This is a genomic window from Corynebacterium sp. BD556 (genome assembly GCF_038452275.1).
Classification (GTDB): Bacteria; Actinomycetota; Actinomycetes; order Mycobacteriales; family Mycobacteriaceae; genus Corynebacterium; species Corynebacterium mayonis.
This window is the reverse complement of the sequence record NZ_CP141643.1, coordinates 435,134-457,744: the sequence shown is the minus strand read 5'-3', so window position 1 is coordinate 457,744 and position 22,611 is coordinate 435,134. Positions and strand designations below refer to the sequence as shown.

19 protein-coding genes and 1 riboswitch are annotated in these 22,611 nt (G+C 60.4%); of the genes, 7 read left to right on the top strand and 12 right to left on the bottom strand.

What is annotated here, in order from left to right; translation table 11 throughout:
* Positions 1 to 3 precede the first annotated feature (3 nt).
* The 4 genes from VLL26_RS02185 to typA are packed head-to-tail and all read right to left on the bottom strand — an operon-like array spanning position 4 to position 4,794.
* Positions 4 to 381 (bottom strand): hypothetical protein, encoded by a 378-nt coding sequence (locus tag VLL26_RS02185; protein WP_342319495.1) that lies wholly within the window; start codon positions 379 to 381, stop codon positions 4 to 6.
* Positions 378 to 1,211 carry an N-acetyl-1-D-myo-inositol-2-amino-2-deoxy-alpha-D-glucopyranoside deacetylase gene (gene mshB / locus VLL26_RS02180; RefSeq protein ID WP_342319494.1) on the bottom strand — a complete coding sequence of 278 codons (834 nt, stop codon included), beginning with the start codon at positions 1,209 to 1,211 and terminating at the stop codon, positions 378 to 380. The genes VLL26_RS02185 and mshB overlap by 4 nt, the downstream gene beginning before the upstream one ends.
* On the bottom strand, positions 1,208 to 2,866 hold the full coding sequence (locus VLL26_RS02175) for an ABC transporter family substrate-binding protein (protein ID WP_342319493.1): 1,659 nt from the start codon (positions 2,864 to 2,866) through the stop codon (positions 1,208 to 1,210). Before VLL26_RS02175 ends, mshB begins: the two co-directional genes overlap by 4 nt.
* A gap of 11 nt (positions 2,867 to 2,877) precedes the next feature.
* Positions 2,878 to 4,794, bottom strand: a complete 1,917-nt coding sequence (gene typA, locus VLL26_RS02170) for a translational GTPase TypA (protein ID WP_342319492.1) — start codon at positions 4,792 to 4,794, stop codon at positions 2,878 to 2,880.
* A gap of 184 nt (positions 4,795 to 4,978) precedes the next feature.
* Between typA and VLL26_RS02165 the strand changes: the two genes are divergently transcribed.
* From VLL26_RS02165 to VLL26_RS02140, 6 genes are all read left to right on the top strand, one after another.
* The gene (locus VLL26_RS02165; RefSeq protein WP_342319490.1) at positions 4,979 to 5,719 is read left to right on the top strand and encodes a hypothetical protein; all 741 of its coding nucleotides are present in this window, start codon (positions 4,979 to 4,981) and stop codon (positions 5,717 to 5,719) included.
* 2 nt (positions 5,720 to 5,721) lie between these two features.
* Positions 5,722 to 6,258, top strand: a complete 537-nt coding sequence (locus VLL26_RS02160) for a DUF402 domain-containing protein (RefSeq protein WP_342319489.1) — start codon at positions 5,722 to 5,724, stop codon at positions 6,256 to 6,258.
* Positions 6,259 to 6,454: 196 nt separating this feature from the next.
* The gene (locus VLL26_RS02155) at positions 6,455 to 8,182 is read left to right on the top strand and encodes an ABC transporter family substrate-binding protein (protein WP_342319488.1); all 1,728 of its coding nucleotides are present in this window, start codon (positions 6,455 to 6,457) and stop codon (positions 8,180 to 8,182) included.
* 113 nt (positions 8,183 to 8,295) lie between these two features.
* Entirely contained in the window at positions 8,296 to 9,279 is a 984-nt protein-coding gene (locus tag VLL26_RS02150) for an ABC transporter permease (RefSeq protein WP_342319487.1), read from the top strand.
* A gap of 94 nt (positions 9,280 to 9,373) precedes the next feature.
* Positions 9,374 to 10,309 (top strand): ABC transporter permease, encoded by a 936-nt coding sequence (locus VLL26_RS02145; protein ID WP_425292294.1) that lies wholly within the window; start codon positions 9,374 to 9,376, stop codon positions 10,307 to 10,309.
* A complete protein-coding gene (locus VLL26_RS02140; protein WP_342319485.1) occupies positions 10,306 to 12,198 on the top strand; it encodes an ABC transporter ATP-binding protein in 1,893 nt (630 codons plus the stop codon). Before VLL26_RS02145 ends, VLL26_RS02140 begins: the two co-directional genes overlap by 4 nt.
* 32 nt (positions 12,199 to 12,230) lie before the next feature.
* On the opposite strand, the gene VLL26_RS02135 is transcribed toward VLL26_RS02140, so the two are convergent.
* Genes VLL26_RS02135 through VLL26_RS02125 form a run of 3 tightly spaced genes read right to left on the bottom strand, consistent with a single transcriptional unit; the run spans position 12,231 to position 14,767 of the window.
* Complete coding sequence (locus tag VLL26_RS02135; protein WP_342319484.1) at positions 12,231 to 12,698, bottom strand: hypothetical protein; 468 nt, start codon at positions 12,696 to 12,698, stop codon at positions 12,231 to 12,233.
* The gene (locus VLL26_RS02130) at positions 12,699 to 13,451 is read right to left on the bottom strand and encodes an energy-coupling factor transporter transmembrane component T family protein (protein WP_342319483.1); all 753 of its coding nucleotides are present in this window, start codon (positions 13,449 to 13,451) and stop codon (positions 12,699 to 12,701) included. It lies immediately after the preceding gene.
* Positions 13,448 to 14,767, bottom strand: coding sequence for an ABC transporter ATP-binding protein (locus VLL26_RS02125; RefSeq protein WP_342319482.1), 1,320 nt, complete (start codon positions 14,765 to 14,767; stop codon positions 13,448 to 13,450). Before VLL26_RS02125 ends, VLL26_RS02130 begins: the two co-directional genes overlap by 4 nt.
* Before the next feature lie 109 nt (positions 14,768 to 14,876).
* Here VLL26_RS02125 and VLL26_RS02120 point away from each other — a divergent pair.
* Positions 14,877 to 16,117, top strand: a protein-coding gene (locus VLL26_RS02120; RefSeq protein WP_342318167.1) for an IS3 family transposase whose coding sequence is annotated in 2 segments (ribosomal slippage) — positions 14,877 to 15,204 and positions 15,204 to 16,117 — 1,242 coding nt in all. Because the reading frame shifts where the segments join, the coding sequence is not laid out codon by codon here.
* Here the strand turns inward: VLL26_RS02120 and VLL26_RS02115 are convergent.
* The 5 genes from VLL26_RS02115 to VLL26_RS02095 form a co-directional block, all read right to left on the bottom strand.
* On the bottom strand, positions 16,098 to 16,733 hold the full coding sequence (locus VLL26_RS02115; RefSeq protein ID WP_342319481.1) for an ECF transporter S component: 636 nt from the start codon (positions 16,731 to 16,733) through the stop codon (positions 16,098 to 16,100). The genes VLL26_RS02120 and VLL26_RS02115 overlap by 20 nt on opposite strands.
* Positions 16,725 to 16,831, bottom strand: a riboswitch (TPP riboswitch). (Overlaps the previous gene by 9 nt.)
* A 306-nt stretch (positions 16,832 to 17,137) precedes the next feature.
* The gene (locus tag VLL26_RS02110) at positions 17,138 to 18,847 is read right to left on the bottom strand and encodes an ABC transporter ATP-binding protein (protein ID WP_342319480.1); all 1,710 of its coding nucleotides are present in this window, start codon (positions 18,845 to 18,847) and stop codon (positions 17,138 to 17,140) included.
* Complete coding sequence (locus VLL26_RS02105) at positions 18,844 to 19,806, bottom strand: ABC transporter permease (protein WP_342319479.1); 963 nt, start codon at positions 19,804 to 19,806, stop codon at positions 18,844 to 18,846. Before VLL26_RS02105 ends, VLL26_RS02110 begins: the two co-directional genes overlap by 4 nt.
* Entirely contained in the window at positions 19,799 to 20,725 is a 927-nt protein-coding gene (locus tag VLL26_RS02100) for an ABC transporter permease (RefSeq protein ID WP_342319478.1), read from the bottom strand. Before VLL26_RS02100 ends, VLL26_RS02105 begins: the two co-directional genes overlap by 8 nt.
* Positions 20,726 to 20,769: 44 nt before the next feature.
* Complete coding sequence (locus VLL26_RS02095) at positions 20,770 to 22,428, bottom strand: peptide ABC transporter substrate-binding protein (protein WP_425292293.1); 1,659 nt, start codon at positions 22,426 to 22,428, stop codon at positions 20,770 to 20,772.
* Positions 22,429 to 22,611 lie beyond the last annotated feature (183 nt).

Sequence of the window (22,611 nt, the reverse complement as noted above, 5' to 3'; positions counted from 1 at the left end):
ATGTCACTTGGACGAAAAGGCTGGCCACATACCACCCATTACCCCGGCGATGAACAACATAACGGTGAAAATATGTACCGGCACCAGCATGAAACCGGTGGAGGGCAGGGCGAACATCAGAATAAAAAACAAGGAGCTCCACACCGCAACAGGGATAAGCGCAACGGCCGGGTTAGGGCTCCACAGCCGCGCCGTGCGTGTCAAAACGAGGTTGAAAATCGCCGCCGCCGCAATCGTGACAGGAAAAGGCATGCCGAACAACGTCGCGTTGAGATACACCAGCTCTAAAAGAATCGACACCGCCGCCCCAATGCTCAACCATACGATGCCGCCGACAGCTTCCGCGCGGGAGAAGTCATCGCGCACGACCGGTGTGCTCATAAAGCGATCCCGTCCAAAAGCCCCGCGCCCGGGCGAAGCGGTTGCCCTGCCCCGCTGCGGTAGTGCTCACGTCGCGTAATTACCTGCGTAATCAGGTTCGACAAGGCATAAGTGGTGGGATCGCCCCCACCAATGATGACTTGGGTCGCGTGCGCCCGCATGGCCTCAACCTTAGCGCTGTAGGCTTCATCGTCGAGTGCGACGAAAGTGTCGGTCGCGTCGACAGCATCGAGTTCTCCCGGGGCAGGCATGCTCCAACCTTCAGGCGCGACAGGAGGCAGGTTGCCTTCAAGCTCGCTGCGCAGCCGCGCCGCCCACACCAGGCGCGGCACGCCAGTTTTCTCGGCAGCCAGATGCGCGATCTCATGCGCCCGGATGTGATCGGGGTGCCCATAACCACCGTGAGGGTCATAGGTGATCACCAGGTGCGGGCGTTCGGCTTCAAAGATGCTCACAAGCTCATCGACGCTTTCCTGGCCCCCGTTGACGAAAGCTCGCGGGTTCGCACTGGCGGTGGAACCGGCCATGCCGCTGTCGCGGTAGTGGCCCGCCCCGCCCAGGAAAACACCCCGCACCCCAAGTATTTCGAGGGAGCGGGCGAGCTCACTGATCCGGTAACCGCCGAGCTGATCGGCCTGATCCACCACGAGTTGCTGGTAGCGCTGCCCAATTACCTCACCTTCCTCACCAAGGGTGCAGGTAACCACGAGGACATCGGCCCCTCGACGCGCCATGTCCGCCAAGGCGCCTCCCGTCGAGATCGCCTCGTCGTCGGGGTGGGCGTGGACAGCCACGACCCGGTAGCCGCTTAAATCGCTTTGCCGCGTCATTTCACTTCGCGTCCTTTCCTGTCGGGGATGATGGCACTGCGCCAAGTCGCCGCCGTAGACACTCCCCCAGGCCACGCGGTCAACATGGGGTGGGGGCCAACGATACCGTCTGTCAAAGCGCGCAGACGCTTCTCAGTCAACAGCGCCACCCACACCACGTTCGCTTCCAAGGCGGCATCAGCTTCCTCACGCGCTTTGCCCCCCGGTATCTCACCAGTGAGGATCCGCTCCGCGAGTTCTTCTGTCTCCGGGGTACACAAACCGGAGAGGTTCCCGGCGCGGTAGGTGTCTGGCTGGCAGTACAATTCGCCGGCGATCGCAGGTGACGCACCGCGGCGCACCCGCCAGTTCACCACCATGTCGAGCTCGCCAGCGGGCAAATCTTGAGCGCTAATACGGTAAAAATCGGTGGTAATTACCTGCGCGGACACGCCGCGTGAAGCAAGCAGATCCACCAATGAGCGCGCCGCCGCAGCAGCGTGCGGGTCGGCCGGATCGACGCCGACGCGCAGGGGCCGAATCTCATGGGAGGCGGCGGCGAGTGTTGCCGGGGCCGCAGCACTCGCCGGACGGTGAGGCGCGATAGTCACATCAGTGCTGCGGCGCGCGGCAACGCGGGCGAGCAAGGCGACGTCGATAAGCGAGCGCAGCTCCTCGCGCGCCTCGACGGTGCCCAGCAGCGGTGAGGTAGTGGACAAAGTGATGCCAAGGTCGCGGGGGGCGTCGTAAAGCTGCGTTTGCACACCCGGCACCAGACCGACCACAGTCGAGGTAGTCTCCTGTGGCACCATATCGACGAAGGAAAGCTGGCCCACACGCAACTGCCCCGCGATCTGGGTAGTGTCTTGAACCCCAACAAGGGTCAAAATGTCTAGCTTGGCCGGGTTAGCGCCCCAAAAACGGTCGTTGCGGTTCAAAGTGATCGTGCTGCGGCCGCGATCGACGTTGACCACCATGAACCGACCTGCCGAGGCCGGAATGTCATCGCTGAGAGCCGTGGCGAAATCGGCTGCGTCCGGGCTAAAAAGGTGTGCCGGAAGAAGGTGGGAAAACAACACGCGCCACTCGGCGACCAAGGCCCGAAAGTCCACGTCGACAACCTTGCCCCCGGGACCGGAGACACGCACGTTGCTTATCGCACGGTAACCGGAAGGATCCACCACAGAAGGGGTGGCCGACATACCGCGCCACAGATAGGTGAAATCCGCCCCCGTAATCGGGGTGCCGTCAGACCACTGCGCTTCATCCGCGATGACATAACGCACTGTCATCGCAACGTCCTCCGACGGTGAGGTGGGAAGAACCGTGGCCACCTCGATCACGTCGGCATTACGCTTGCCATCCACGAAAGCGCTGGGAAGCACGAGATCGGCGATAGACTCCACGACCTCCGACTCATCGGCGGCCAAGTGCGGGTTGAGCCCGTTGCGCAACGGATCCACACCCACCTGCACCTGGGTGCGGGTGCCGCCGGAAGGAGCAAGTGGCCGCGTGGCCTCGGTGGAGGTTTCCTCCGGCTGCTCCTCCACCAAAGGTGGAGGCCCGGGATTAGCCGCACACGAGGCAACTAGAGCGCAGGAAGCAAGCAAAGCCGCGAAACGCCGACGCACCATAGCGGTGCGGCGGGTGCGCGACTTTGTCAATCGGGGAATCATCCCCTGGAATATTACTTATTCTTCTGCTTCTGCCGAGAGCGGGCCCGGCCACGTTCCGTGGAGTTGAGGATGATTTTGCGCACACGCATTGCCTCGGGGGCGACCTCGACACACTCATCTTCGTCGCAGAACTCGATGGCTTCATCGAGAGACAGCGTGCGGGCCTTCGACAAAGTAACCGTGGTGTCAGCCGAAGCTGCACGCATGTTGGTCAGCTTCTTTTCCTTAGTGATGTTGACATCCATGTCCTCGTCACGGCTGTTAGCTCCGACGACCATGCCCTCGTAAGTCTCTGCGCCTGGCTCGACGAAGAACTCGCCGCGATCAGACAACTGCTGCAGCGCATAAGCGGTGACTTGGCCGGAGCGGTCGGCCACCAACGAGCCTGTTGGACGGCCCTTGATTTCGCCGGCCCATAAACGGTGCTCAATTGAGTAGGAGTTGGCAATTCCCGCGCCACGGGTTTCGGTGAGGAAGGTTGTGCGGAAACCGATCAGGCCGCGGGAGGGCACATCAAATTCCATCCGCACCCAGTCTCCAGAGCCAGCGTTGCTCATCGCGGTCATTTGACCCTTGCGGTTGGCCAGCAGTTGCGTGACAGCACCTTGGTGTTCGGAAGGCACGTCGATGACCATGTGATCAAAAGGCTCGTAAGTTTTCCCGTCGATCTCCTTGGTCACCACCTGGGGTTTGCCCACGGTCAGTTCGAAGCCCTCACGGCGCATCGTCTCAATCAAGACGGTCAGCGCCATCTCGCCGCGCCCCTGCACCTCCCAGGCATCGGGGCGCTCGGTCGGCAGAACCTTGATTGACACGTTGCCGATTAACTCCTGGTCCAAGCGGGCCTTAATCATGCGGGCGGTGAGTTTGTCTCCGCCGTTGCGGCCAGCCATCGGGGAAGTGTTGACGCCGATAGTCATGGAAATTGCCGGGTCATCGACCGTAATGCGCGGCAGCGGCTCCACATTGTCCGGGTGAGTGAGGGTATCGCCGATCATAATTTCGTCGATACCGGAGACTGCTGCGATATCGCCGGCGATGACCTCACCTGTGGCCGGTACGCGGTCAAGGCCCTGCGTGACAAGCAATTCGGCAATCTTGACGTTTTTGACGTGCTGCTCGCCCTCGGCGTCGTAATGCACCCAAGCGACATTGTCACCCTTTTTCACCGCACCGCGGTAGACGCGAATCAACGCGATGCGACCAAGGAAGGACGAGGAGTCCAGGTTGGTCACCTGCGCCTGGAAAGGCGCATCGATGTCGGCGGAAGGCTCGGGCAAAACCTCATAGATGACATCGAACAGCGCCTGCAGGTCCTCGTTGTCTGGCAGCTCGCCGTCGCCGGGGTTTTCCAGGGAGGCGCGGCCAGCGCGACCGGAGGTGTAGAGCACCGGCAGCTCCAACAGGTTCTCCGCGGCCTCCGCAGCCTCCGGGTCTTCCAGGCTGGCGCCGAGCTCCAAAAGCAAGTCTTGAGCTTCTTCGACGACAGCGTCGATGCGGGCATCGGGACGGTCGGTCTTGTTCACGCAGATGATGACGGGCTTTTTCGCCTCGAGGGCTTTGCCCAGGACAAAGCGGGTTTGGGGAAGGGGGCCTTCGGAAGCGTCGATAAGCAGCACGACGCCGTCGACCATGGACAGACCGCGCTCGACCTCGCCGCCGAAGTCGGCGTGGCCGGGGGTGTCGATGACGTTGATGACTAGATCGCGGCCGTCCTTGCCCTGGCCAGCGCGGCGGATGGCGGTGTTTTTGGCAAGGATGGTGATGCCGCGTTCGGATTCAAGCTCGCCGGAGTCCATGACACGGTCACCGTGTTCGCCGTGGTCGCTGAACACACCTGACTGCTCCAGCATGGCGTTGACGAGGGTGGTTTTTCCGTGGTCAACGTGCGCCACAATGGCCACGTTGCGAAATTCAGGATGCGACACTGATTCGCTGCTCCTTTAAGCATCTATTGCATTGGGGGTTAAGAACGTCTAAACCCTACCCTTTAGAGGACCTACACGCACTTTCGTGCGTACGCTCTTGTCCACGCGGTCGCAGCTGAAGTTATTTCACTTGACGCTTTCAAAACTGCGACTAATGTGACAAGAGTTAATTAGGTCAACTTAAGTGAATCAAGCCTATTTTTGTGTCACCGAACACACCCGGACAAGCAAGGACTACACCGTGCCCCTCAGCCTCACCCGCCTGAAGAAAGCCGCGGCACTCGCCGTGACCATCGCACCCCTTACCTTCGCAGCACTTGCTGCACCGACCGCCACCGCCCAATCTGCACAGTCCTCCGACTTCGCCGACCACCTCGGCCGCCCCACCCCCATGGTGATGCAACAGCTAGACACCTTCACCCACCAGCCGTGGGTACCGCCAGAAATTTCCCAGGCACTGCGCACCGCGGTCGATTTCTACGCTGGCCGCGGAGCACTCGGCGGTCCCGCCCTGCCGGAAAACGGGCCCGCGATCAATCAATTCATCTGGCCTACCGTCGCCCTCAACTGCATCGGCCCTACACAGCATTCAACCGGCTCCGCCATCGCCGTGCCCGGACCGGCAGACATCCCCCTGCCCGGCGTTCCCGCAGGCCACGCCGGTTTCGTTTTCACCGCACTGGGCACCCCCGGTGCCGCGAAGAAGCAAGGGAGGATGCACGCATACTGGCTCAATCTATCCAATGGACGCGCCGGCGTAACGCCTTTAGATAACAAAGGGATAAACCCGACAGGACCAGCAACCCTGTCCGGTGTAGCCAACACTGGGCCGGGCCACGTCATCGCCGTCATCGGCGGAAACGTGCGCACCACTGCGAAAGTCTGTTCCTTCGCCCCGACCGCCGCTAGTTTCAACGTGAGGTAATCATGAGCCCTGATCTGCACCCGGTGAAGCAGGAGACTTTTGACACAACGTCGAACATCAACACCGACCCCAAGGGATTCCTGCGCGAAGTCGACACGTTCAAAATCACCGACTTCGGCCTTTACATGGCGCGCGGGGCAAATCACGAGAAGTTTGGCTACCTGGAGAGTTGGTTGCTACCCGAGCTGGGCCTTCGCGCCAACATCTTCCACTTTCGCGAGGGTGTCGAGGTGGCCCAAGACTTCTACTTCGATGTCGCTGACATCGACGTCGAAGGCGACGTGTGGCGCACCCGCGATCTCTACGTCGATCTCGTCTCTTTGACCGGCTCTCCCATCGACGTCCTCGATATCGACGAACTGGCCGCCGCCACGTCCGCCGGATTGATCAGCGCAGAGGAGGCCGAAAAGGCCATTGACGTGACCCTCAACGCCGTTGAGGGCATCACCCGCCATGACGATGACGCGATGGAGTGGCTGCGCACCCTAGGCATCGAACTTACTTGGGCGAAGGAAGTGGAGCTTACCCCCGTCGGTTAACCCCGATGGTTGACCTCCACACCTTACGCCACTTCGGCCACCTGCCTCACTGGTGGTCGTATTTTTATGCAATTTTTCGCACTAAAAAATTCACCAAGTTTTAACCTCTTCGTCAATTCCACGTCGATTTCTTCGTGACGGTTGACACAAATAAGCTAAGTTTCTTATGAAACGCTCAATCAGAAAGGATCCGTTTATGAAACACCGTCTCAGGACCGCCGCCCTGGTTGGTATCTCCGCCTTGTCTTTGACCCTTGCCTCCTGCGCCAACGACGGCAGCTCCGATGCAAGCTCGAACGCAGGGTCGCAGGCAAACTCCAGCGACGCCAAAAACTCACAGGCAAGCGGCGGTCTCGAGGTCAAACCAGCCGGTGACTACAACCCACTGGAGCGCGATCAGATCCAAGACGGCGGCGAGCTGACCCTGGCCACCACCGAGATGGCCGAGCAGCAAAACATCTTCCACGCCAACATGAACCGCTACACGCGCGACGTGTGGACGAAGTACAATCCGCAGCTTTCGCTTTTCGACGGCGACGGAACCTGGCACCCCAACCCCGCCTACCTCACTGAGGTATCGGACGAAGAAGTCGACGGCAAAACCCAGGTGACCTACACCATCCACCCGGACGCCACCTACAACGACGGCACCCCCATCGACTGGAAGGCCTTCGAGAACACCTGGAAGTTCAACAACGGCACCATGGAAGGCGTCCAGGTCAACTCCACCGACGGCTACGAGCTAATCGAGTCTGTGGAAATGGGCGACGACGACAAAACCGCTGTAGTCACTTTCAAGCAGGGCTACCCCTGGTGGCAGGGATTGTTCGGCGAGCTGGTTCCGCCGCAAATCCAAGACGCTGACACCTTCATGAACGCCTACATCAAGCAAGTCCACCCCGAGTGGGGCGCCGGCCCGATGAAGGTTGAAAACTTCGACCCGAACGGCGGCACCGTCACTTTCGTGCGCAACGAAAAGTGGTGGGGTGAGCCAGCCAAGCTGGACAAGATCACGCTGCGCGCCATGGAGGACCAAGCCTCGCTCAACGCCTTCCGCGCCGGCGAGATCGACGCAACCGGCATCGGCTCCCGCGACCGCTACAACACCGCCAAGGAGATGGGTGACGCCGTAGATCTGCGCGCCGCCTTGCGCCCCTCGACCTTCCTCATGACCATCAACTCCACCGCCCCCGGGTTGGAGGACAAGAAGGTTCGCGAGGCGATCATGCGCGGCATCGACCGCGAGCAGCTCGCCGCGATCCGCTTCCAGGGCCTCGACTACACCGAGGACCTGCCCGGTTCCTTCACCCTGTTCCAGACCCAGGACGGCTACCAGGACAGCTTCGGCTCCGTGATCCAGTACGACCAGGAAAAGTCGAAGGCCCTCTTTGAGGAAGCTGGCTACACCATGGGCGATGACGGCATCTACGCCAAGGACGGCCAGTCACTGTCGGTGCGCTACGTCACCCTCGGTGACTCGCCGATGGTTCAGGCGACCACCTCAGCGATCCAGGCAATGCTCAAGCAGGTCGGCGTGGACGTCAAAATTGAGGAGCGCCCGTCCTCCGACTTCTCGAAGGTCACGGCCAACCGCGACTTCGACCTGTTCATGAGCGGCTTCTCCAGCTCCGACCCGTTCGGCGTGGCCTACTTCGGCCAGATCTACTCCTCCGACTCCGAACTAAACAAGTCCGGCACCGGCAGCCCGGAGATGGATGCAAAGATTGAGCAGTTGCAGCAGATCGCGGATCCGGACGAGCAGATCAAGCGCGCAAATGAATTGGAGAAGGAAGCTCTCCAGGAGTTCGGCATCATGCCGTACGCCAACGGCCCGGACATGGTGGCTACCAAGAAGGGTCTGGCCAATTTCGGCGCCATGTCCTTCGGCGTTGTGCCGCTAGAAAACATCGGCTGGGCGAAGTAATTCCCCGCCGAGAAGTGACCGCTTCCACGTAGACGTGAAGAACCGCCCGCACCACAACCGGGCGGTTCTTTATTCTGTGCTATTTCAGCCCCGTGAATATATGAGAGACCCAGATGTTTCGATACCTGTTGCGAAAGTTACTTAGCTGGACGCTAATTATCTTCTTGGCCACCAACCTGACGTTCTTTTTGGCCAGCTTCTTCCTTGACCCCCGCTCCAACTACGCCGGGCGGCGCCCTCCCCTGTCGGCGGAGGAAATCGACAACCTCCTTCTGTCCCTCAACTTGAGCCCGAACATCCCGGTGGTGGAGCGCTGGTGGACATGGCTCACGGGCATCATCACCCGATGGGATTGGGGCCTGTCACCTTTAGGTGACTCCGTCAACGAGCAGATCTCGTTTCGCATCTGGGTCTCCGCGCAGCTCACACTCGTGGCAACGCTGATGTCCATCGTCATCGGTGTGGCCATCGGCGTCTACACGGCTTCACGCCAATATAAGCGCGCTGACCGCGCGTGGCAGGCGGTGTCCATCATCACGATGAACACCCACGTCGTCGTCGCCTCGATCGCAGTGGTCTGGCTGGGCCTAAAAATCAACGAATGGACGGGAAAGCGAGTCTTTTACGTCACCGGCTCGGCCTCCCCCAACCCAGGTAACCCCGTCGCCTATTTGGTCGATTCGGCGCAGCACCTAGTCCTGCCCACCGTCTCTTTGTTGATCATCTCCTACGCCGGATACCACTTCCTCCAACGCACACTGCTTTTGGACAACCTCAACGCGGACTACGTGCGCACCGCCCGCGCGAAAGGCCTGACTAAGTCCCAGGCCGTGCGCAAACACGCGCTGCGCACCTCGCTGATCCCGGTGGCGACATCAGTGGCTTTCTCCGTTCCCGGTATCTTCACCGGCGCGGTGATGACTGAGAAAATCTTCGCCTGGCAAGGCATGGGCCAGTATTTCCTGCAGACCATCTCACGCAACGACGTCCACGGCACCGTCGCCGTCGCCGCTTTCGGCGCGGCGATGACCGCTATCTCCGCGATTTTGGCGGACTTATTCGTCGTCGCTCTCGACCCGCGCGTGCGCGTGAGCTAAGGAGGCTTGAAAAATGGTTGACAAACCCACCCACTCCGAATCCCACTCCTCACCTGGGCGCTACGCTCCGACCGCCGCGATCCCTGTCAACGACATGACGCTGCACTCGGAGACAGGCAGCCAAGCCTACGGTGTGGCCACCAATGAAGCGCAGCCCTCGGCCTCCACGCCGCGGGGCACAAGCAAAATGACCATCTACCGGCGCCGCTTCATGCGCAACCGGATGGCCGTGGTCGGGCTAATCATCTTCGCTTTGCTGGTTCTTCTGGCGCTGACCGGTAAAATTTTTAGCCCCTGGGCCTTCGACGAGCCGGACTTTCTCAACCTTTCCACCCCGCCCTCGGCACAGCACTGGTTTGGCACCACCGACTCCGGCCACGACTTGTTCACCCAGGCTGTTCACGGACTGGGCCGCTCGCTGAGCATCGCGGTCCCTGCCTCACTTTTAATCTCCATCCTTTCTGCACTGCTAGGTGCGGGAGCCGCGCTGTACGGCGGGTGGATGGAAAAGGCGGTGTTGGCCGTGATCCACTTCATGCTGGCAGTTCCCACCTTCCTCATGATCGCCCTGCTCGTTGCGGGCTCAGGCGGCGACTGGAAGGTGCTCACAGTCGTGCTCGTTTTGTTCGGCTGGATGTATCCAGCCCGCGTGATCTGGTCACTCGCCCTGTCGGTGCGCGAAAACGACTATGTGCGCGCCGCCCGCTTCATGGGTGTCTCGCGCCCCCGCACGCTTGTGCGCCACATCATCCCGAACGTCGCCTCGCTGTTGATCATCCAGTTCATGATGGGGCTGGTGTCCACCATCATGTCAGAAACAGCCCTGTCCTTCCTCGGCTTGGGCGTGAAGCTTCCCGACGTCTCCCTAGGCACCCTTTTGCAGGTAGGCACCACCACCTTGGGCACAGCACCCTGGCAGTTCTACGTGCCCGCCCTGATCCTGACGCTTCTGACCACCTCAATGGCTTTCATCGCCGACGGCTTGCGCGATGCACTGGATCCAAACTCGAATTCCGGAGGTAAAGCATGACACACGAAACCCCCTTGCTTCAGGTGCGCGACCTCACAGTGTCCTTCCCCTCAGAAGCCGGCACCGTCGAGGCTGTCCGCGGCGTGGACTTCGACCTGAACGCGGGACGCACGTTGAGCATCGTCGGTGAGTCCGGTTCTGGTAAGTCTGTCACTTCGATGGCCGTTATGGGGCTGCTTCCCGAGTATGCAAAGATTTCCGGTTCTGTGAAGTTCAAAGGTGAGGAACTTCTCGGCAAATCTGACAAAGAAATGTCCGCGATCCGCGGCTCCGGAATCTCCATGATCTTCCAGGACCCCCTGTCGGCTCTGACTCCAGTGTTCGATATTGGCAGCCAACTCGTGGAGGCAATTCAAGCCCACCAGAAGATACCGAAAGCGAAGGCCCTCGACCGCGCCGCGGAGCTGCTGGACCTGGTGGGTATTCCCGAGCCGCGCAAGCGCCTGAAGTCATTTCCGCACGAGTTCTCGGGCGGTATGCGCCAGCGGGTGGTGATCGCCATCGCGATTGCCAACAACCCGAGTTTGATCATCGCTGATGAGCCGACCACAGCTCTCGACGTGACAATCCAGGCGCAGATCCTCGATTTGATCAAACTCGCCCAGCGTGAGACCGGCGCGGCCTGCATCATGATCACCCACGACATGGGTGTGGTAGCCAACATCGCAGACGACGTGCTAGTCATGTACGGTGGTCGCCCCGTCGAGATGGCTGATGTAAACACCCTTTTCACCGCCCCACGCATGCCCTATTCCATCGGGTTGCTGGGCTCGACGCCGCGCGTCGACCAGCCTTCGACAGAGCCGCTGACCTACATCGAAGGCAACCCGCCGCGACTGATCGGGATTGAAAACCGCTGCCAGTTCGCCCCGCGCTGCCCCATCGCCACCCACGACTGCCTCGCGGGCGAGCCTGCCCTCGTGCCCCATGACGGCGATGCCTCACACAAGGTCGCCTGCATCCGGGCGAACGAGATCGACGACGGCACCATCAACGGCCAACCCCTCTACCCCGCTCCGGTGTTGCCGGAGGATTCGCTCGCCCACATTCCACGCGATGAGCGCGAAATAACCCTTGAGGTGGAAAACTTAAACAAGGTTTTCCCCTTGACCAAAGGTGCTTTGGTCAAACGCAAGGTAGGCGAAGTCCACGCGGTCAAAAATGTTTCTTTCGACCTGCGCGCCGGCGAATGCATGGCGATTGTCGGAGAATCCGGCTCCGGCAAGACCACCACCTTGCTGGAAATCATGGACCTCGACCCCGCCGAAGGCAGCCGCATTGTGTTGTGCGGCCGCGACGCTTCGACTTTTAGTCGGGCACAGCGCCAAAGCGCACGGCGGGATGTGCAAATGGTGTTCCAGGATCCGATGAGTTCGCTCAACCCGCGCATGACGGTTCGCGAGATCCTGCTTGAGCCGCTTGAGTCGCTCGGCTACGAGGGCGACTTTGACGCGCGCATCGCGGAACTGATGCGCACTGTGGGACTGGATGCGACCCACATTGACCGTTTCCCAGGCCACTTCTCGGGCGGTCAGCGCCAACGCATCGGTTTGGCTCGCGCCTTGGCCACAAACCCGCGGGTCATCGTGCTCGACGAACCGGTTTCAGCCCTCGACGTCTCTATCCAGGCAGGTGTGATCAACCTGCTGGAATCCCTCAAGCGCGAGTTGGGCTTGTCGTACCTCTTTGTCGCCCACGATTTGTCGGTGGTGCGCCACCTGTCGGACCGCGTGGCAGTGATGTACAAGGGCGATTTCGTGGAGTTTGGTGATGCAGACGAGATCTTCGACAATCCTCAGCACCCTTACACCAAAGCGTTGTTGTCGGCGATCCCGATTCCTGATCCGAAGGTTGAGCGTACGAGAAAGCGCACTGTGTTCAACGTTTAACGTTTAACGTTTAACGTTTAACCCGGAAGCTCTCACCCCATCCGGACAGTGACGTCGACGGGCGCGGGCTGAAGCTTCGCCTCCTGCGCTGCCCACATGTCCCAATATTCCGCGTAGCCGGGGTCGCGCTTTAAAGCTCGCTGCTTTCGGGTCGCGGGAGGCGCAGTCACCCTGATCGCCACCACATGGCCTCTCGCCTGCGCCGCGCTAAGCGACGCCCCCGTCACCGCCCCGACTCCCTCCACGATCAGGTCCGCGGCAGGATCCAGGGCCACCCATGCACCGCGCCGGTCGCAGCGCCAGTCCCATCTCCAAAAGCCGGGCCTGGTCGGGTGCAACACATCCTCGGCCACCATGCGTGCCCCTTCTGCCAGCCCTGCCCACCCAGGGTAGAAATCGTCAAGGTGGACCACCTCCATCCCCAACGCCTGGCCCATGACGACAGCGAGGGTGGTTTTGCCCGCGCCGGAAGGGCCGTCGATAAGCACGGTGAAAGCCATCTAGCGCACGCTCCACAACGGCCGGAAATAGCCGGTGTACCACGCGATGCCGAGCGAGGCCGCAGCACCCGCAGCGCAAACCACCATGACGGCGAAATCAATGCGGTGCAAACGGGAGATGCGGGCGTGACTGCGCCCGCGGTAGCGGCCGAAACCACGCGCCTCCATGGCGGTAGCGAGTTTTCCGGCGCGTCGCAGACTCATTACCAACAACCCGAAGGCAAGCGAAAACCAGTAACGGACCCGACCAGTATCGGCAATCCCGCGGGCGCGGCGGGAGCGGCGCATCGCTTCCAAGTCACTGCGAAGCAACGTGAGCATGCGGAAGGCAGCCACGGTGCCGATAACGAATCGTTCGGGAAGCTTCAGCACCTGCGAAAGCCCGTCACCGAGATCTGTTGGATCCACCTCCGCCGAAAGCACCACGACGGGAAGCGCCACCGCAAGCACGCGCAACACCACGGCGAAGGCGAGGCTGAGCGAGAGCTCAGAGACCTCCACCAGCCCCCAGTTCACGTAGACGTCACCGCCGCTTTGGCCGTAGAGAGCCATGGGGATCCCCGAGATCGGCGCGACCAACATAAGTGGCCAGGCGCGGCGCAACAGGCGCACCCAGCTCACCCCACACACGGGCGCTGCCAGCACGGTAAGTGCAATCGCGACGGTAGCCGAAACCCAGTCCAACGTGACCATCAGCGGCGTGGTGAACAACGCCAAACCAAGAATCCTCGTCACCGGGTTAACCGAGCTCATCCCAGCACCTCCTGGTGGTCACCGAGTGATGCAATGAAGGCTTCGTCGTGGGTGATGGACACCACGGTAACTCCGTCGTCGGTAAGCTCACGGATCAGCCCGACCAACTCCACGAAGGTGCGGTCGTCTTGCCCGAAGGTGGGCTCGTCGAGAAACAGCAGGCGCGGTGCGTTGACCAGCGCTGTCGCCACAGACAAACGCCTCTTTTCCCCGCCGGAGAGGGTGAAGGGGTTGGCGCGGCGCAAATGATCCAGCCTGAGTCGCTGAAGCAACGAGTCAACGCGTTCTTTCGGCGCCCCAGATAATTCCATCTCCGCTTCAACAGTGCTGGTGACAAATTGGTGCTCCGGGTCTTGGAAGACGTAGCCGATGCGCTGCGCGAGCTGCTTCGACTTCCACGTCAGCGGCGCGCCTGCCAGCCCCTGGCGCACGGCCTGCGAATACTCGACCTGCCCTCGCTTGGTCTTAGTCAGACCCGCCAGCGCGAGCGCGAGCGTCGTTTTACCCGTGCCGTTAGCGCCCGTGATGACGGTAGAAAAGCCCTCCGGCACCTTCACGCTTCTCGACGGCCCCCACACCAATTCCAGCTCACTCGTGCGCACCGCCAACTGCGTGCCCACCGGAACCTTCCGCGCGGGCGGCAACTCGGGCGCACCCGGCAGATCCATGACAGAAACGAGGTGAAGGCCCTCAGAGTCGAGGCGGTAGAACGCATCCACGATGCCGGCCCAGGGCTTCGGGCGGTGCTCCACCACGATCAAACTCGCCCCCGTGCGGCGGCAGACCTGATCCACTGCACCAATGATGTCGGCGCGGCCTTGAGGGTCCAGGTTCGCCGTCGGCTCATCCAACACGATGATCGACGCGCCCATCGCAATTACCCCAGCTAAAGCAAGGCGCTGCTTCTGCCCGCCGGAAAGCTTGGAGGTGTTGTGCTCTAAAGGCACGTCCAAGCCGACGGCGTCGAGCGCTTCACGCACACGCTGCCAAATTTCATCACGGGGCACACCGAGGTTTTCCGCCCCGAAGGCAACGTCATCACCGACGCGAGTAAGAATCGTCTGCGCCTCCGGGTCCTGCATGACCATGCCGACGCTTCCGTCGACCTCGATCGTGCCGAGGCGGCGGCCATCTTCTCCATCTGCGGCCAACCCCGCTATGACGGAGACAAGGGTGGATTTTCCGGAACCGGAGTCACCCGTGATGAGTACGCGCTCTCCCGCCGCCACATCGAAATCCACACCTGTGAAGGCCGGGGTTTTGCGTGTGGCGTGGTGGTAGCCCAGCCCGCGGGCGGAAACGACAGTTTTAGCCACCTGCTGCCCTAAGCTTCGTTGCTGGCAAAGCGCTCACGCGGACCTGACCCCTTGGTGGTGGACACGCTGAAACCAGCATTTCGCTGGGGAAGTGAGGTACCTTTCCACCATGCCACGCAAGACCTACACCGAGCAGTTTAAGCGTGACGCAGTGACGTTGTACGAGTCGACCCCTGGAGCCACGATCAACGCGATCGCCTCCGATCTCGGGGTCAACCGCAACTCCCTGCGCACCTGGCTCGACGCCTTCGGCACCGGCACCAAAACCAACGCCAACGGTGAAAAAGTCGCCAGCCCGATCGCCGCAGCCAACAGCGAACGTACTCCTGCTCAAGGACTCTCCGATGCCGAACGCATCCGCATGCTGGAACGCGAAAACGCCACGCTACGGGAAGAACGAGAGATCCTGCGCAAGGCGGCCAAATATTTCGCGGAAGAGACGAACTGGTGAACCGCTTTCAGTTCGTTGATGACCACCGAGACTTCTACGAGGTCAAGCGGTTATGTGAGGTCCTGAAGATCAACCGGTCCTCCTACTACAAGTGGAAATCTGCTGCTCCTGCCCGCCGGCGACGCCTCGTCGCTGACGCGGCGCTGGGAGCGAGGATCAAGGCCGTGTTCACAGCTGAGAACGGCTGTTACGGGGCGAAACGCATCACAGCGGCCATCAACTCGGATCCGACCAGCGATGATCGCCTCAATCACAAGCGCACCGCCAGGCTGATGCGCCAGATGGAATTGTTCGGCTACACCAAGAAACGCCGCGTAAAGACCACGGTGTCTGCGAAACGCGCTCCGACGTTTCCGGATCTGCTCGCACGCCGTTTCACCGCGGAGAAACCAAACACGGTCTACGTCGGCGATATCACCTACCTCCCGATTGCAGATGGGTCGAATATGTACCTGGCGACGGTCATCGACTGCTACTCGCGGCAGTTGACCGGTTTCGCGATCGCCGTCCACATGCGTACGGAGTTAGTTGAAGAGGCTTTGATGATGGCTTACGGGATCCGTGGCGGGCTTGACGGAGCGATTTTCCACTCCGATCATGGCAGTGTATACACCTCTGATCGGTACCGAAGACTATGTGAACGTCTCGGTGTTACCCAATCGATGGGAGCAATTGGTACCAGCGCGGATAATTCTCTGGCGGAGTCGTTCAACGCCACGTTGAAACGGGAAGTCCTTCAAGATGCACCTGTTTTCGCCAGTCAGCTGGTGTGTCGCCGGGACGTGTTCCAATGGTGCAGTCGCTACAACACCAAACGCCTGCACTCGAGGTGCGGCTATCGTTCGCCGAACGCCTTTGAATCTTCCGAAACAGCTATACTCAAAACCGCATCTGATTAAAACTCCGTGTCCACTTTCCGGGGTTCAGACCCCGCCCCGCCGCGAAACGGTCCAAGGCACCAGTTTGGGCCAAAGCCTTGACCAGCCAGTAGCTGAGCAGGCCGGCAAGCACAATGCCGGAAATTGACATGCACCCCAAGTAGATGAGGTTATACTCCAGAGTCTTTGCCAGGTTTTCGGCGGTAAACAGCTCCACAATGAACGCACCTAGTGCAGAGCCGACGCCGGAGAGGGCGGCGACCACGGGGGTGAAACGCGAGTAGACAAAAAGCATAAAGACGATTTCTGCTCCCAGCCCCTGAGCCAAACCGGAATACAACGTCTCAATGCCCCACTGGCTGCCGATCAGTGTGGAGACGCTGGCGGCGATAACCTCGACGAAGATGGCGGCGCCCGGCTTGCGGATAATAAGCGCACCCAACGGGCCACCGAGGAACCAAATGCCGGCGAATAGGCCACCAAAGCCCGGGGTGAGCGCATCAAGGGCGCTGAACCCGGCGTAGCCTATGGTGTTCCACCCCCAAAAGATCAATCCGACGGCGACACCGAGAACAGCCGCGGTGACAATGTCAATAACCCTCCACTGCGAAGTGCGGGTCGGTGTTGCGTTGGTCATGTGTATCCTTCCTAAGCGCCGGCATTACCCGGATCAGGTTCAACGGTTCGCCGCAAGCGGCATCTCAGCTCTACTGTGGAGCACCCGTGTTCATGAGACGATTAGGCAGTTTAGCAACAACTCTTTTTCGCCTAACCTCCAGCTTCACCCCGCTGGCCTTTTTCATGGTCTGCACCAAAGTAGCTAAAGTGCAGGAGTTTTCCTTCCCAGCCGCGAAGTGCGGCGGGGAGTTTAACAACAACTCAATATGTGGTGGTTGCCCACCCACCGTCATGTCATGTTCGGTATGCCCCATTTTTTAACACTTGGGGTTTTACCCAAGGGGCGACTCATACCCGCCACTTTTTGAAGCACAAAAGAAGGCGCCGGAGGCCAACTGACCATGCGCCTTCCTTGCGCACCTCTTAGCGAAGTTCGATGCCGAGCTCCTCGCCCGTGCCTAACTCAATGTTCAAGCCGGGAACCGAGTTAATGAGGTTCTGCGTGTACTCGTGCTGCGGGTTGTCGAAAATGTCGTCGGCTGTGCCCGACTCTACCGCCTGGCCCTGGCGCATCACCACAATATCGTCGGCGGTTTGGCGCACCACCGCCAAATCGTGGGTGATGAACAAATAGGACAGTTTGAGCTCCTCCTGGAGCTGCGTCAGAAGGTTGAGGATCTGGTTTTGCACCAGCACATCGAGGGCGGAAACAGCTTCGTCGAGGACGATGACTTCTGGGTGCAAAGCCATCGCGCGCGCGATCGCGATGCGCTGACGCTGCCCACCCGACAGCTCATTGGGGTAGCGGCGCATCGCAGAGCGCGGCATCTGCACCATGTCGAGAAGTTGCGCCACTCGGGCCTCGCGCTCCTTACGGTTGCCAACCTTATGTAAGGTCAGCGGTTCCTCAATACAGCGGTAGATCGAGTACATCGGGTCGAGAGAACCATAAGGGTTTTGAAAAACAACCTGCATCTTGCGGCGCATGTTAAAAAGCTCACGGCCTTTTAACTCCGCCACGTTGCGCCCCTCGAACATGACCTTGCCGCTAGTTGGCTCAAGGAGGGAGAGAACCATGTTGGCAACGGTGGACTTTCCCGAACCCGACTCGCCCACCAAGGCGAGGGTGGAGCCCCGGCGAAGGTCAAAGGAGACGTCGTCAACCGCGCGCAGCTTCTTTTGGCTGCCACGTTGACCACGGATGTCGAACTCCTTGACCAAGTTCTCCACGCGCACCACAACCTCATCGCTGTGGTGCTCGCCCACCAGCCGCTCGCTGGACTCGATGCCCTGCTCCTTGGCGGACTGGATGCGTGCAGAAGCCAATGAGGGAGCAGCTTTGACCAAACGCTTCGTGTAGGGGTGCTGCGGGTTGCGCAGGATTTTCAGGCTGGGGCCCTTCTCCACGATGCGGCCGCGGTGCATGACCACCAAAAAGTCGGCACGTTCAGCCGCCAGGCCCAGGTCGTGGGTGATAAACAACAACGCGGTACCGAGCTCGGCGGTCAGCCCGTCGAGGTGGTCGAGGATCTTCTTTTGCACCGTTACGTCGAGCGCCGAGGTTGGCTCGTCAGCAATCAGAAGTTTCGGGCGAGCCGCCAAACCAATGGCGATCAAAGCGCGCTGGCGCATACCTCCGGAAAACTCATGAGGGAATTGCTTGGCGCGACGCTCAGCATCGGGAAGCCCTGCTTCCTCGAGAAGCTGCACCACGCGCTCGTGACGTTTCGTGCCTTCCACAACATTGTTCGCACGCAGGGACTCCTCCACCTGGGTGCCAATGCGCCACACCGGGTTGAGGTTGCTCATTGGGTCCTGCGGAACCAAACCGATGCGGTTGCCGCGCACCGCCTGCCAACCCTTCGCGTTGAGACCCGTTAGCTCCTCGCCTTCGAGCTTGATGGAGCCGTTTTGAACCTTGCCGGTGCCTGGCAAAAGACCCAAAATTGACATGGCGGCGGTCGATTTACCGGAGCCTGACTCGCCCACGATCGCCACAGATTGGCCGGGGTAAATGGTCAAGTCGAAATCACGTACGGCCTCCACGGTGCCCGTGGTCGACTCGAAGGTGATCTTTAGACCCTTAACGTCTAGAAGCGGCTGCGGAGCATCAGTCGTCATCTCTTTACTCATCGCTTCCTCGCCTTCGGGTCAAGGGCGTCACGCACGGCGTCGCCCATCATGATGAAGCTCAAAACGGTCATCGCCAGTGCAATCGCCGGGTAGAACAACACCATCGGCTGGGTACGCAACGAAGCTTGAGCAGCAGAGATGTCGCCGCCCCAGGACACGACGGTCGAGGGCAGGCCGATCCCGAGGAAGGACAGGGTAGCTTCCGCCACGATAAAGGTACCCAAGGCAACGGTGGCGTAGACAATAATTGGTGCTGCCGCGTTCGGCATGATGTGGGAAGTGATGATCCGCAAGTCGGAGGCGCCGAGCGCGCGGGCCGCGGTGACGAACTCGTCGTTTTTCACTCCCATCACGGCGCCGCGGGTGATACGGGCGATTTGGGTCCAGCCGAACATGGACAGGGCGAAGACCACCATCCAGATTGAGCGCTGGTTTTGGAACATGGACATGACCACGATCGCAGCGAGCACCAGTGGCACGGCGAAAAAGATGTCCGTCAGGCGCGACAAGATGGTGTCCCACACCCCGCCGTAAAAACCGGCGATTGCTCCGATGATCGCCCCTAAGACGGAAACCACCAAAGTGGTGAGCACACCAACGGTCACGGAGGCTCGCGCACCGTAAATCGTGCGAGAGAAAATATCGCAGCCTTGGCGGTCAAAGCCGAAGGGGTGCCCGGAGGTCGGCCCCTTCAGGGAGTCAGCCAGTTGGCAGGAGCGAGGATCGACGCTGGTGAATAAGCCCGGGGCGATAGCCAGCGCAACAGTGACCAGAATGAGGAATCCGGAGATCCAAAAAAGTGGGCGGCGGCGCAGGTAGCGCCACGCTTCCCCCCACTGGCTGGAAGGAGCGGAATCGTCGGCGACGGCGTCGACTGCGCCTAGGCCAGTTTCGTCTGTCTCCGCGATGAAGTACTCCTGGCCGGCAAGGACAGCTTGTGCTTGATCGTTTCTATGCATAGCGGATCCTTGGGTCGAGAACTGCGTAGAGGAGGTCGACTACTAGGTTAGCCACGATATAGACGATGACGAGCACGGTGGTAAAAGACACCACCGTGGCGGGCTCACCTTTAATGATGGCCTGGTAGATCGTGCCGCCGACGCCGTTGATGCCGAAGATCCCTTCGGTAACGATCGCGCCACTCATCAAGGCGCCGAGGTCGGCGCCCAGGAAGGTAACCACCGGGATCAACGAGTTGCGCAGCACATGGTGCGACATGACACGGCCGTTGCCGAGCCCTTTCGCGCGGGCGGTGCGCACGTAGTCCGCGCGCAGGTTCTCACTGACTGACTGTCGCGTGAGTCTGACCACATACGCCGTTGATAGCAAGCCCAGCACGATCGCGGGCATGAGCAACGCGGTGAAAGTTTCGTTGCGTCCCACGGTGACGGGCAAAAGTCCCCATTTCACGCCGACGAGGTATTGCAGCACGAAACCGATGACGAAGGAGGGCACCGCGATGACGAACAGCGTTGCCACCAAAATGGTGGAATCGAAGATTCCGCCGCGGCGAACACCGGCTATCACGCCCAAGATGATGCCCAGCACTGCCTCAATGGCCAACGCCATCACGGCGAGTTTGAGGGTGACCGGGAAAGCGTTTGCCATCACCTTGCTCACGGGTTGGCCGGAGAAAGTCGTTCCGAAGTCTCCGACGAAGATACCTTTGATATAGAGCAAGTATTGGACGATGAAAGGCTTATCGAGGTTGTACTCTGCCTCGATTCGTGCGCGCGCTGCCTCCGACAAGCCCCGGTCTCCGCCGAGAGCTTCTACTGGATCACCTGGCATGAGAAACACCAACGCGTACAGCAGAAGCGTCGCGCCGAAGAAGACAGGGATCATCTGGAGGAGCCGTCGCCCGATGTATCGCAACATGTTCGGGAGCTCTCCTTCGAGCTATGTATGTGGTTGTGGAGGTGTTACTTCTTGGTGATCTCGTAGTAGACCGGCTGGGACTTCCAGGAGAAGACCACGTTGTCGACGTTTTCCGAGGAGCCACCGGTGACGTTGGAGTACCACAGCGGAATAACCGGCAGTTCCCGAAGCAAGATCTCCTGCGCCTCGTTGTAGAGCGGGGTTGCCTCCTCAGCATCGCTCGCACCAGCAGCCCTCTTAAGCAGCGCATCGAACTCGGCGTTAGAGTAGTCACCGTCGTTGGAGCTGGCGTTGGTGGTGTAGAGCGGAACCAGGAAGTTGCTCAACAACGGGAAGTCACCTTGCCAACCGGTCCGGAAAGCTCCCTTGATGTTGCGCTTGGTCACGTCGTCGCGCAGCGACTTGAAGTCCGGGTAGGCGTTGCCCACAGCGTCGATGCCGAGGGTGTTGCGGATGGAGTTCGTCACCGCATCAACCCACGGCTGGTGGCCACCGTCAGCGTTGTAGCCGATGGTGAACTCTCCTTGGAACGGGGCGATCTCGTCGGCTGCGTCCCACAGACGCTTAGCTTCCTCCGGGTCGTAGTCCAACACCTCGGCGCCGTTGAGGTTGTCCGAGTGGCCTGGGATGACCGGGGAGGTGAAGTCGGTGGCCGGGGTGCGGGTGCCCTGGAAGATGGTGCCGGTGATTTCCTGGCGGTTGATTGCCTTAGACAGCGCCTGGCGGCGCAGGTTGCCTTCCTCACCGCTGAAGTGCTCGAGGTTTTCCGGGATGGTGAAGGACTGGAAAACCGCGGCCGGCTGGTTGATGGCGCGGTCGCCCAGTTCATCTTCGTAGGTGGAAAACGCGGAGTCCGGGATGGCGTCGAGAACATCAAGGTTGCCCGCCAAAAGGTCAGCGTAGGCCGCGGACTGCTGGGCATAGAAGACGAAGGTCACGCCGTCGTTTTGCGGCTTGCGGTCGCCGGTGTACTCCTCGTTCGGCACGATGGTGGCGTCCTGGTTGTGGTTCCACTCAGCCAGCTTGTACGGGCCGTTGGTGATCGGGTTTTCACCGTAGGCTTTGAGGTCGTCCATCGCGGAGGGGTGGAGCGGGAAGAAAGCGGAGTAGCCGAGCTGCTCCGGGAAGTCGGCTTCCGGCTGGTCGAGCTCGATGGTGAAGGTCTTGTCGTCGATGACCTTCAGGCCTTCCATAGACTCCTTGCCTTCCTCGAAGCCCATGATTGGTTCGTAGAAGGAGGCGGACAGGAGGGCTTCTTTCATGGTGAGGTTCCACGCGTTGACGAAGTCCTCGGCCTTGACCGGGGTGCCGTCAGACCACTTCACGTCGTCTTTGAGCACAACTTTGAAGGTCTTTTCGCCTTCCAGCTCGATGGATTCGGCCATCTCGTTGTGAGCGTTGCCTTCGGCGTCGTAGTACTTCAGGCCCGCGTAGATGTTGTCGACGATGCGGCCGCCACCAACTTCGTTAGTGTCGCCCGGCACCAGCGGGTTCTGCGGCTCGGAGCCGTTGACGAGGACGTAGTTGTCTCCGCCGGTGGATCCGGAGTCTGCGCCAGTGGCGTCGCTCGATCCGGAATCTCCGCATGCCGCCAGGCCCAGGGTCAGGGCGCCTGCCGCAATTACGGCTGCTGTCTTCTTGATTTCCACAGCATCTCCTTTGTAGTTAGGTCGTTCAATGGACGGCCGTCTAGTGCATTGCATCACAACGAGCACGTAGAGAACATTCCACCACACGAGACGCGAGAATATGTAATTTTGCTCAAAGCCTCCTCCCCTGTTCGCAGTTTTTTGCCAGCTCAGTCGAATTTTTGCTTGCTGCTTGAGTGCACACAGCCCGCTACACTGAAGTGGTCTTTTTCGTGTTATCCACAAAACTAAGGGGAG